This is a genomic window from Saccharopolyspora cebuensis (genome assembly GCF_039542665.1).
GTDB classification, from domain to species: domain Bacteria; phylum Actinomycetota; class Actinomycetes; order Mycobacteriales; family Pseudonocardiaceae; genus Saccharopolyspora; species Saccharopolyspora cebuensis.
On record NZ_BAABII010000005.1, the window covers coordinates 398,925 to 409,754 of the forward strand.

Here is a 10,830-nt window from a genome sequence, read left to right on the forward strand (position 1 = left end):
GCCTCCTCCGCGCAACGCCGCCCGCGCCGGAGCCTGCGCCCGCGCTCGCCGGACCGCATCCGCACCGCCACGCGAACGGGTCAGCGGTGCAGCGCGCCGTGCAGCCCGCGCACGACCGCGCCGTAGACCTCGCCGAGGACGCCGTCGCGGGCCAGCGCGGCGCGGGCGGCGTTGGCCCCGGGGCCGCCGTGCACCGCGCCGCCCGGGTGCGCCGAGGCACCCGCCAGGTACAGCCGGTCGACCGGGGTGTCGGCGCGACCGAGCCCGGGGACCGGCCGGAAGACGAGCTGCTGGTGCAGCGCGGCGCTGCCGCCGTTGAGCGCGCCCTCCACCAGCGCCGGATCGCGCCGCTCGAAGTCCGCCGGCCCCTGCACGTGCCGACCGCGCACCAGCGCGCCGAACCCGGGAGCGTGCCGCTCGACGGTCCGCTCGACGCGGTCGGCGACCCGGCGCAGGTCGTCGGCGGTCCACCGGACGCCGCGCGGCAGGTGGGTGTAGGCCCACGCGGTCTCGGTGCCCGCCGGCGAGCGATCGGGGTCCGAGGTGCTCATCTGGCCGAGCACCAGGAACGGTTCCTCCGGGACGCGTCCGGTGGCCAGCCGGGTGGCGAAGTCGGCCAGCCCGGTCAGGTCCGCGCCGAGGTGGACGGTGCCCGCGCGGCCGGCCGCCGGGTTGCGCCACGGGATCGGGCCGTCGAGGTTCCAGTCCACCTTCAGCGTGGCGTCGTCCCAGTGGAAGGCGTCCAGGTCGTCGAGCAGCCGGGCGGGCAGCGCGTCCGGGCCGACCAGCCGCCGGTAGAGCGTCGGCGCGGGCACGTCGGCCAGCACCGCGCGGCGGGCGCGCACCAGCCCGCCCGCGCCGTCGGCGACCCCGACGGCCCGGCCGCGCGCGGTGAGCACCCGCGCCACCGGTCGTCCGCAGTCGATCCGGCCGCCCCGGTGCAGCAGCCGCCGGACCAGCGCCCCGGAGAGCTCGCCCGCACCGCCCGCCGGCACCGGGAAGCCGACGTCCTGGGCCGCCATGCACAGCAGCCAGCCGAACAGCCCGCTGCCCGCCTGCAGCGGACCGAGGTCGGTGTGCAGCGCGTTGCCCGCCAGCAGCAGCCGGGCACCCTCCCCCGCGAACCGCTCCGCGCCGAGGGCCGCGGCGGGGGTGGTGGCCAGCCGCGCGAACCGCAGCGCGTCGGCCGCGCCGAGCGAGCGCAGCAGCTTGGCCCCGGACCGCACCGGGGGGAACGGGTCGAACAGCGCACCGACCAGGTCGTCGCGGATCCGCCGCCAGGTGGCGAACTCCGCGCGCCAGGCCCGCGCGTCGGATCCGGCGAACCCGGCGAGGGAGGACGTCGTCTCGGCGAGGTCGCGGGACAGCACGGCGCACCGGTCGTCGGGCAGCACGTGCGCCAGCGCGGCCGGGGCGTGCCGCCAGCGCAACCCGTGCTCGGCGAGCCCCATCCCGGCCACCCACGGCGACAGCGCGCCCATCGGGTAGAAGGCGCTGAACACGTCGTTGCGGAACCCGGGTTCGATCAGCTCGGCGCTGCGCACGGCGCCGCCCGGGGTCGGGAGGGCTTCCAGCACGAGGACGTCCCAGCCGGCGTCGACCAGCAGGTTCGCCGCGACCAAGCCGTTGGGACCGCCTCCGACCACCACGGCGTCCACCGAGTCCTCCACGCCGATCGGCCTACCCGGACGCCTCGCCCGCTACACCGCCGCCCTCACCCGGACGGGACCTCCGCGGCCGCGTCAGCGGATCGGTTCACCGGGCCGGGCCTTCGGTGGAGGCGCCGAACCCGCTCGCCAGGGCCCGCACCGCGGTGTCCAGCAGCGCGACGAGTTCGGCGTCGTCCCGGTCCAGCCACTGCTCGTAGGCGGCCAGCGCGACGCCGAGGACGGCGTAGGCGATGGCCTGCGGGGCCAGCGCGTCGACCGGTTCGCCGAGGCGCCGCCCGACGAACTCGGCGATCACCTGGCGCCAGGCCTGGTACCGCAGCGTGGAGTGCGCTTGCAGGGCGGGCACCCGCAGCAGCAGTTCCATCCGCCTGCGGTGCCACGGCGCCTCCTCCGGCGGCACCCGGTTGAAGTCGACGAGCACCCGCCGGATCACCTCCATCAGCGGGACGTCCGGGCCGTAGCGGTCCAGCTCCTCGCGCAGCCACCGCAACTGCTCGTCGAAAGCGCCCCACGGCACGTCGTTCTTGGACGCGAAGTAGTGGAAGAAGGTGCGGCGGGCGATCGAGGCGGCGCGGGCGATGTCGTCGATCGTGGTGCGCTCGAAGCCCTGCTCGGCGAACAGCTCGAAGGCGACGTGCTCCAGCTCGGCGCGCGAGGTGGCGCGGCGGCGGCCCGGGCGCCCGGTTGGGCCGGACGTGTCACGCGGCAACGGAATCCTTCCCTTCCTGCACTGGGTGCACATACTCTCCCCCACGACGGCCGCGGCACCGCCCCCAGGTGAGAGGAAGCCCGCCATGAGCGAGGACAGCACCGCCCGCACGTCCGACACCGAACCGACCGTCGACGAGGAGCTGCTGGTCGAGGAGGTCTCCATCGACGGCATGTGCGGCGTCTACTGAACCGCCCGATGACCGCCTTCGACACCGGCTCCGGCTACCGGCTGAGCCCGGACGTGGCGCTGCGCCCCGAGCCGTTCGGGGCGCTCGCCTACCACTTCGGCAACCGGCGGCTGTCCTTCCTCAAGGTCCCCGAACTGGTGGACCTGGTGCGCGGGCTCGGCGAGCACCCGAGCGTCGACGCCGCGCTGGAGACCGTGCCGCCGGAGCGGCGCGGCGCGTTCCGGCGGGCGCTGGCCTCCCTCGCCGACTCCGGGCTGATCGTTCCCGTCCGCGACGGACCGAAGGAGTCCCGATGACCGCCACCGCGCAACGCGTGCCCTCCCTCGTCGAGCACTTCACCTCCGGCCTCGACGCACCGATCTGCCTGACCTGGGAGTGGACCTACGCCTGCAACCTCGCCTGCGAGCACTGCCTGTCCTCCTCCGGCCGCCGCGATCCCGACGAGCTGGGCACCGAGGAGATGAAGGCCGTCATCGACGAGCTCCAGCGGATGCAGGTCTTCTACGTCAACGTCGGCGGCGGCGAACCGACCGTGCGCCCGGACTTCTGGGAACTGCTGGACTACGCCGTCGCCCACCAGGTCGGCGTCAAGTTCTCCACCAACGGCCTGCGCCTGGACCGCGACCGCGCCGCCCGGCTGGCGGCCACCGACTACGTGGACGTGCAGGTCTCGCTGGACGGGGCGACCCGCGAGGTCAACGACGCGGTGCGCGGACCGGGTTCCTACGACATGGCGATGCGCGCGCTGGAGAACCTGGCCGAGGCCGGGATGCCCGGGGCGAAGATCTCGGTGGTGATGACCCGGCACAACGTCGGCCAGCTCGACGAGTTCAAGGCCATCGCCGACGACCTCGGGGCGCAGCTGCGGATCACCCGGCTGCGGCCCTCCGGGCGCGGCGCCGACGTCTGGCACGAGCTGCACCCGACCGCCGAGCAGCAGCACGTCCTGCACCGCTGGCTGACCGAGCACGGCGATTCGGTGCTCACCGGCGACTCCTTCTTCCACCTCAACGCGCTGGGCTCGTCCCCGCTGCCCGGGCTGAACCTGTGCGGGGCGGGCCGGGTGGTCTGCCTGATCGATCCGGTCGGCGACGTCTACGCCTGCCCGTTCGCCATCCACGACGCGTTCCGCGCGGGATCGGTGCGCGACGCGGGCGGGTTCGCCCGGGTGTGGCGGGAATCGGAGCTGTTCACCGAGCTCCGCGGGCCCTCGTCGGCCGGTGCCTGCGCGTCCTGCTCGGCCTACGACGCGTGCCGGGGCGGCTGCATGGCGGCGAAGTTCTTCACCGGCCTGCCGCTGGACGGCCCCGATCCCGAGTGCGTCCGGGGCGGTGCCGATCCGTCCGCCGTGGACCCCGCGGTGCTGCCCCGCCCGACGCAGGACCACTCCCGGGGACGCCCCGTGCGGCTCGGGATGCCCTCGGTCCGGGTGCCCGCCAAGCCGTGCGACTCCAGCCCGCTGTCGGGGGCGACGTGGAGCTGACCGGTCCGGTCGGGCTGGGCCCGCGCACCGCCCCGTCCCGGGTGCTGTTCGGACCGCACGTGACGAACCTGGGTCGCGGGCGGGCGCTGTCGGACCGGCACGTCGCCTACTACGCCGAGCGGGCGGCGGGCGGGACGGGCGTGATCGTCACCGAGGTGGCCTCCGTCGACCCCTCCGACCACCCCTACGAGCGGGCCCCGCTGGCCGCCGACTGCGCGGCGGGCTGGGCGGCGGTGGCCGAGGCGTGCCGCCCGCACGGGGCGCTGGTGCTGGCCGGGCTCGGGCACACCGGCTCCCAGGGTTCCTCGGCGTACCACCAGCGCGCGCTGTGGGCGCCCTCGCGGGTGCCCGACGTGGCGTCCCGGGAACTGCCGGTGGAACTGGAAGCGGACGAGATCCGGCGGCTGGTCGCCGGTTTCGCCGAGGCCGCGGCCACCGCGTCGGCCGCCGGGCTGGACGGCGTGGAGATCGCCGCCGGGCAGCACTCGCTGCTGCGGCAGTTCCTGTCCGGGCTCACCAACCACCGCACCGACGCCCACGGGCAGGACCGGGCGCTGCTGCTGCGCGAGGTGCTGGGCGCGGTCCGGGAGCGGCTCGGCGACGGCGTCCTCGGCTTGCGGCTGTCCTGCGACGAACTCGCGCCGTGGGCCGGGATCACCCCCGAACGCGGCGCCGAGCTGGCCGCGGAGTTCGCCGCCGCCGTCGACTACCTGGTGGTGGTGCGCGGGTCGGCGATGGGCACCTCGGCCACCCGGCCCGACCTGCACACCCCGCCCGGGTTCAACACCGGGCTGTGCCGGGACGTCCGGACCGCGGTGGCCGGGCGGACGCCGGTCGTGCTCCAGGGCAGCGTGGTCTCCCCCGAGCAGGCGCAGCGCGCGCTCGACGACGGGGTCGCCGACCTGGTGGAGATGACCCGGGCGCAGATCGCCGATCCGCGCCTGGTGGCGCTGGTGCGCGACGGTCGTCCCGAGCGGGTGCGGCCCTGCGTGCTGTGCAACCAGAAGTGCCGGGTGCGCGACGCCCGCAACCCGGTCGTGTCCTGCGTGGGCGAGCCGCGCAGCGGCCACGAGACCGAGGACCCGCCGGTGTCGGGCACCGACCCCGCGCCGCGCGAGGTGTTGGTGGTCGGCGGCGGGCCGGCGGGGCTCGAGGCGGCGCGGGTGCTCGCGCTGCGCGGCCACGACGTGCTGCTCGCCGAGCGCGGCGGGCAGCTCGGCGGCGCCGCCCGGTGGGCGGCCCGGGTGCACGGCCGCGACCGGCTCGGGGCGCTGGTGGACTGGCTGGTCGCCGAGGTGCGGCGGCTCGGCGTGCGGATCGCGCTGCGCACCCCGGTCGCGGCGGCGGACCTCGGCGGCCGCGAGGTGGTGCTGGCCACCGGCTCGGTACCGGGGCCGCGCGGCTACCCGGTGCGGGGCGGGACCGCGCTGGACGCCGCGGCGCTGCTGGCCCACCTCGACCGCGGCGGCACCGCGGACGAGGTGCTGCCTGCGGGACCGGTCGCGGTGTTCGACCCGGTCGGCGACGCGGTGGGCGTCGGCGTCGCCGAGCTGCTCGCGGCGGCCGGGCGGGACACCGCGCTGCTCACCCCGGACCCGGTCGCGGGCACCCAGCTCGCGCTGACCGGCGACCTCGCCGACGCCAACGCCCGGTTGCAGCGCGCCGGGGTTCGGTTGCGCACCCGGTCGGTGCCGCGCGCGGTGACGGCCGGGGCGGTGCTCGCCGAGCACGTGCTCACCGGGGTGCGCGAGGAGCTGCCCGCGGCCGCGGTCGTCCACTGCGGACACCGGCTGCCCGACGAGGCGCTGGACGCACCGCTGCGGGCCGGGGACCGCACCGCGCCCCGGACGCTGCACGAAGCGGTGCTGGAGGGCAGGCGGGCGGCGCTGGCCGCCGGGGCCGCCGCGCCGGTGACCGCCGGGAAGGCGGCCGGATGAGCGCCGCGTACCGCCACCTGTTCACCCCGCTGCGGTTGGGCCCGGTCACCGCGCGGAACCGGATCGTGTTCTCCGCCCACCTGACCAACTACGCCGAGGACGGCCTGCCCAGCGCCCAGCACGCGGCGTACTACGGGGCCCGCGCCGCGGGCGGGGCCGGGCTGGTCATCACCGAGGAGCACTCGACGCATCCGACCGACTGGCCCTACGAGAAGCTGATCCACGGCTTCGACCGCGCCGCGATCCCCGGCTACCGGCGGATCACCGACGCGGTGCACGCGCACGGGGTACCGGTGTTCGCCCAGCTCAACCACAACGGCGGCCAGGCGTCCTCGATGTACTCGCGGCGGCCGGTGTGGGCGCCGTCGCCGGTGCCCGACCCGCTGTTCCGCGAGGTGCCCAAGGCCGTCGACCGCGCCGAGATCGCCGAGGTCGTCGCCGGGTACGCCACCGTCGCCGCGCACTGCGCCGAGGGCGGGTTCGACGGCGTGGAGCTGCAGTGCTCGCACTCCTCGATCGTGCGGGGCTTCCTGTCCCCCGCGACGAACCTGCGCACCGACGACTACGGCGGTCCGCTGGCCAACCGGGCGCGGCTGCTGCTGGAGATCATCGCGGCGGTGCGCGACGTGCTGGGTCCGGAGCGGGCGCTCGGCGTGCGGCTCTGCGGCGACGAGCTGATCGACGGCGGCACCACGCTCGACGAGGCGGTCCGGGTGGCGCGGCTGGTCGAGGCCACCGGAGCGGTGGACTACCTCAACACCTCGGTCGGCGTGGCGACCTCGACGCTGTACATGATCGAGGCGTCGATGGCGATCCCGCCCGGCTACGCGCTGCCCATCGCCAACGCGCTGCGCCGCGCGGTGCGGCTGCCGGTGGTCGGCGTGGGCCGCATCAAGGACCCGGCCCAGGCCGAACGCGCTCTCGCCGAGGGGCACTGCGACCTGGTCGGGGTGGTCCGCGGGCAGATCGCCGATCCCGACTTCGCCGCCAAGGCGCGCTCCGGCCACCCGGGGGACATCCGCACCTGCCTGTCGTGCAACCAGGAGTGCGTCGGCCGGATGGGGCTGAACCGGTGGCTGGGCTGCATCGAGAACCCGCGGGCGGGCCGGGAGGCGACCCCGCTGCCCGCGCCCCGGCGGCCGAAGCGGGTGCTGGTGGTCGGCGGCGGCCCGGCGGGGCTGCAGGCCGCCGCGACGGCGGCGCAGCGCGGCCACCGGGTCACCCTGTTCGAGCGCTCCGCCACCACCGGCGGTCAGGTCGCGGTCGCCGCCTCGGTGCCCAGCCGCGCGGAATTCCTCGACGTGACGCGGAATCTGCGGGCCGAGTGCCTGCGCCGCGGGGTCGAGCTCCGCACCGGCGTCGAGGTCGCGGCCGACGACCTGCGCGCCGCCGGACCCGACGCCGTGGTGCTGGCCACCGGCGCCCGGCCGCAGCGGCCGTGGTGGGCGGGCGAGCTGGCGCGCGTCGTCGACGTCCGCGACGTGCTGGAGGACCGGGCGCGCCCGGCGGGTGCCGTGCTGGTGGTCGACGAGCTGGGCTTCCACCAGGCCACCTCGGTCGCCGAACTGCTGGCCGACCGCGGCTGCGCGGTGCGGATCAGCACCCCGGGCATGGTGGTCGGGCAGGACCTCGGCGTGACGCTGGACCTGGAGACCTTCGCGCTGCGCGCGCACGACAAGGGCATCACCGGCGGCACCGACGAGGTGGTCCTGGGCGCGGCGGCCGACGGCGACGCGGTCGTGCTCGACGTGCTCACCCACACCACCGGGGCCATGCGGCAGGTCCGGTCCGACTGGGTGGTCTGCGCGACGCACCAGGAACCGGAGGACGCGCTGTGGCGGGAGCTCGCCGACGCGCCGTTCGCCGTCCACCGCGTCGGCGACTGCCTCACGCCGCGCCGCGCGCACGCCGCGGTGGTCGAGGGCGAGCGGATCGGGGCGGCGCTGTGATCGGGGCGGAGGTCGTGGCGCTGGTGGTCGTGCGCGACGGCGAGCTGCCCGCCGGGGCCGACGAGACCACCGCCGAGTGCGCCGGCGCGGTGCTGCTCACCGGCACCGGGACCGGCGAGGCCGCCCGGTCGCTGACCGCCGCGCGGCAGGTGTGGTGCCTCGAACTCGGCGGCACCGGCCCGCACGCGGTGGCCGCGGCGGTCCGGCCGCTGCTCGCCGAGGTCCCGGTGGTGGTGCTGCCCGCCTCGCCCGACGGGCGGGATCTGGCCCCGCACCTGGCGCTGGCGTGGGACCGGCCGCTGCTGGCCGGGGCGGTGCGCTGCACCCGCGAGGAGGCCGTGCTGACCCGGCTGGACGACCGGGTGGAGCTGCGCGCCGAGTTCACCGGTCCGGTCGTGGTGACCCTGCGCCCCGGGGTCCGGGGCACCCCGCCGCCGGTGCCACCCCCGCACCCCACCGACCTCACCCGATCAGGTGCTGTCGACCCAGGTGAGGGGCACCTTCATCCGAGCAAGCCGGATGAAGGTGCCCCGCACTCACCACCCGTCCGGGGGGTGGACGCGGAGGTGGTGGCGGTGCTCGGCCCGGAGCCGGGGAGCACCGAGCTCGCCGAGTCGCGGCGGATCCTGGCCGCCGGGGCCGGGGCGGTGCCGACCGGTGCGGACGGCCGGGCGGTGATGGCGCGGCTGACCGCCGTCGCCGCCGCCTTGGGCGGCTCCGCCGGTGCCACCCGGGTGGTCACCGACGCCGGCTGGGCCGAGCACGACCGGCAGATCGGCACCACGGGCGTGGTGGTCAATCCCGAGCTGTACCTCGCCTTCGGCATCTCCGGTGCGGCCCAGCACGTCGGCGGACTGGGCCGGCCGCGCCACGTGATCAGCGTGAACACCGACCCGTCGTGCCCGATGACGGCCCTGGCGGACCTGGGCATCGTGGCCGACGCCCCCGCCGTGCTCGCTGAACTGGAGCACCGGCTCGGCCTGCCGGGAGGCGACCATGACCGCTGACGCCGTGGACGCCGTCGTCGTCGGGGCCGGGCCCGCCGGAGCCGCCGCCGCGCTGGAGCTGGCCCGGGCCGGGGCCGAGGTCGTGCTGCTGGAACGCGGACCGTTCCCCGGCTCGAAGAACGTCTACGGCGGCGTCGTCTACGGCCGGGTGCTCGACGAGGTGATCCCCCGCTGGTGGGAGGAAGTGCCGGTGCAGCGCTGGGTCACCCGCCGCAGCACCATGATGATGACGCCGACCGGCTCGGTCTCGGTCGACGTGCGCAGCACCGCGTGGGGCGAAGCACCGCACAACGGGATGACCGCCTACCGCGCGGACTTCGACGGCTGGCTGGCGGACAAGGCGGTGGCCGCCGGGGCGGAGCTGATCACCTCGACCACCGCCACCGGACTGCTGCGCGACGCCGGCGGCGCGATCACCGGCGTGCGCACCGATCGCGGCGAGCTGACCGCGCGCCTCGTGGTGGCCTGCGACGGGGTGAACTCGTTCCTGGCCAAGGAAGCCGGGCTGCTGCCGCGGACCGACCCCGAGCACCTCACCCTCGGGGTGAAGGAGACGCTGGCGCTGCCGCGCCCGGTGCTGGAGGAGCGGTTCGGGTTGCGCGGCGACGAGGGCGTGGACATCGAGATGATCGGCTGCACCGGCGACATCCCCGGCGGCGGATTCCTCTACACCAACCGGGAGACGGTCGGGCTCGGCGTGGTCCTGTCGCTGCCGGGCCTCACCGCCTCCGGCAAGCGCCCGGAGGAGGTCGTCGCCGACCTGCGCAGGCACCCGTCGATCGCGCCCTACGTGCGCGGAGCCGAGGTCGTCGAGCACTCGGCGCACCTGATCCCGGAGGGCGGCTACCGCACCATGCCGCCGCTGGCGGCCGACGGGCTGCTGATCGCCGGGGACGCCGCGTCGATGTGCCTGGCCGCCGGGCTCTGGCTGGAGGGGGTGAACTTCGCGATCGGCTCCGGGCTGGCGGCGGGCCGCGCGGCGGCCGAGGCGATCGGCGGCGGCGACACCTCGCGACGCGGCCTGGCCGGGTACCGCGCGCGGCTGGCCGACTCGTTCGTGCTCGCCGACCACCGGCGGTTGCGCGGCGCACCGGGTTTCGTGCTCTCCGACCGGGTGCAGCGCGCCTACCCCGGTCTGGTCTGCGACCTGGCCCAGGAGGTCTTCACGGTGCGCAACCCCGAGCCGAAACCCGGGCTGCTGCGGTCCTTGCGGCGCGGCGCCCGGCGGCGCGGCATCGGGCTGCCCCGGCTCGCCGCCGACGCCTGGCGGGCGTTGCGGATCTTCGGATAGGAGGAGAGATGGCTTCGCGGCACTACGACGACATCGCGTTCGCCGACCGGATGGCCTCGGTGGAGTTCCGCGTCGGGCGGCGCCCGCACATCACCGTCGACACCGAGGTCTGCCGGTCGTGCACCACCAAGGCGTGCGTGACGGCGTGCCCGGCGGACCTGTTCGTGCCGACCTCGGACGGCGGCGTGCTGTTCAACTACGAGCAGTGCTTCGAGTGCGGCACCTGCTACCAGGTGTGCAACCGGGAGGGCGCGCTGTCCTGGTCCTACCCCGACGGCGGCGACGGCGTCGTCTTCCGGCGGGGGTGAGGGAGCGTGGCCGCGCTGATCGTGGTGGCGCTGAGCTGGTCGTGGCGCCGCGTCGCGGTGGACCCGCTGACCGGGACGGCGACCGCCGACGAGCGGGACCGGGGTCCGGGCCCGGCCGAGGAGGCGGCGCTGGAGCACGGGCTGCGGCTGGCCGAGCGCTGCGGCGGACGGGTGCTGGCGGTGTCGGTGGGACCGCCGGGAGCGGCCGGGGCGCTGCTCGCGGCGCTGGCCGCGGTCGCCGACGGGGCGCTGCGGGTGCACCGCGCGGAAGCGGCCGCGCCGCGAC

At 76.4% G+C, this 10,830-nt stretch carries 10 protein-coding genes and 1 pseudogene; 9 read left to right on the top strand and 2 right to left on the bottom strand.

Annotation, left to right across the window (positions count from 1 at the left end):
• Positions 1 to 80: 80 nt before the first annotated feature.
• Entirely contained in the window at positions 81 to 1,670 is a 1,590-nt protein-coding gene (locus ABD976_RS11570; RefSeq protein WP_345361664.1) for a phytoene desaturase family protein, read from the bottom strand.
• Between the two features lie 85 nt (positions 1,671 to 1,755).
• Entirely contained in the window at positions 1,756 to 2,379 is a 624-nt protein-coding gene (mftR, locus tag ABD976_RS11575) for a mycofactocin system transcriptional regulator (RefSeq protein WP_345361667.1), read from the bottom strand.
• 85 nt (positions 2,380 to 2,464) lie between these two features.
• On the opposite strand from mftR, the gene mftA reads away from it, so the two are divergent.
• The 9 genes and pseudogenes from mftA to ABD976_RS11620 all read left to right on the top strand — a co-directional run.
• Complete coding sequence (gene mftA, locus ABD976_RS11580) at positions 2,465 to 2,569, top strand: mycofactocin precursor MftA (RefSeq protein ID WP_345361670.1); 105 nt, start codon at positions 2,465 to 2,467, stop codon at positions 2,567 to 2,569.
• A gap of 8 nt (positions 2,570 to 2,577) precedes the next feature.
• On the top strand, positions 2,578 to 2,865 hold the full coding sequence (mftB, locus tag ABD976_RS11585) for a mycofactocin biosynthesis chaperone MftB (RefSeq protein ID WP_345361673.1): 288 nt from the start codon (positions 2,578 to 2,580) through the stop codon (positions 2,863 to 2,865).
• Complete coding sequence (gene mftC / locus ABD976_RS11590) at positions 2,862 to 4,052, top strand: mycofactocin radical SAM maturase (protein WP_345361676.1); 1,191 nt, start codon at positions 2,862 to 2,864, stop codon at positions 4,050 to 4,052. The genes mftB and mftC overlap by 4 nt, the downstream gene beginning before the upstream one ends.
• On the top strand, positions 4,013 to 5,989 hold the full coding sequence (locus tag ABD976_RS11595; RefSeq protein WP_345361679.1) for a mycofactocin system FadH/OYE family oxidoreductase 1: 1,977 nt from the start codon (positions 4,013 to 4,015) through the stop codon (positions 5,987 to 5,989). The genes mftC and ABD976_RS11595 overlap by 40 nt, the downstream gene beginning before the upstream one ends.
• Entirely contained in the window at positions 5,986 to 7,938 is a 1,953-nt protein-coding gene (locus ABD976_RS11600) for a mycofactocin system FadH/OYE family oxidoreductase 2 (protein ID WP_345361682.1), read from the top strand. The genes ABD976_RS11595 and ABD976_RS11600 overlap by 4 nt, the downstream gene beginning before the upstream one ends.
• Positions 7,935 to 8,945, top strand: a complete 1,011-nt coding sequence (locus ABD976_RS11605) for a mycofactocin-associated electron transfer flavoprotein alpha subunit (protein WP_345361685.1) — start codon at positions 7,935 to 7,937, stop codon at positions 8,943 to 8,945. Before ABD976_RS11600 ends, ABD976_RS11605 begins: the two co-directional genes overlap by 4 nt.
• Positions 8,935 to 10,236, top strand: a complete 1,302-nt coding sequence (locus ABD976_RS11610; protein WP_345361688.1) for an FAD-dependent oxidoreductase — start codon at positions 8,935 to 8,937, stop codon at positions 10,234 to 10,236. The genes ABD976_RS11605 and ABD976_RS11610 overlap by 11 nt, the downstream gene beginning before the upstream one ends.
• Positions 10,237 to 10,244: 8 nt before the next feature.
• Entirely contained in the window at positions 10,245 to 10,544 is a 300-nt protein-coding gene (locus tag ABD976_RS11615; RefSeq protein WP_345361691.1) for a ferredoxin family protein, read from the top strand.
• Between the two features lie 6 nt (positions 10,545 to 10,550).
• Positions 10,551 to 10,830 (top strand): annotated as a pseudogene (locus ABD976_RS11620) (hypothetical protein); the annotation flags it as partial.

Excerpts from the sequence above, each read along its gene's own strand:
- mftA (WP_345361670.1), top strand. The coding sequence starts at position 2,465 with ATGAGCGAGGACAGCACCGCCCGCACGTCCGACACCGAACCGACCGTC.
- ABD976_RS11610 (WP_345361688.1), top strand. The coding sequence starts at position 8,935 with ATGACCGCTGACGCCGTGGACGCCGTCGTCGTCGGGGCCGGGCCCGCC.
- mftB (WP_345361673.1), top strand. The coding sequence starts at position 2,578 with ATGACCGCCTTCGACACCGGCTCCGGCTACCGGCTGAGCCCGGACGTG.
- ABD976_RS11600 (WP_345361682.1), top strand. The coding sequence starts at position 5,986 with ATGAGCGCCGCGTACCGCCACCTGTTCACCCCGCTGCGGTTGGGCCCG.
- ABD976_RS11615 (WP_345361691.1), top strand. The coding sequence starts at position 10,245 with ATGGCTTCGCGGCACTACGACGACATCGCGTTCGCCGACCGGATGGCC.
- mftC (WP_345361676.1), top strand. The coding sequence starts at position 2,862 with ATGACCGCCACCGCGCAACGCGTGCCCTCCCTCGTCGAGCACTTCACC.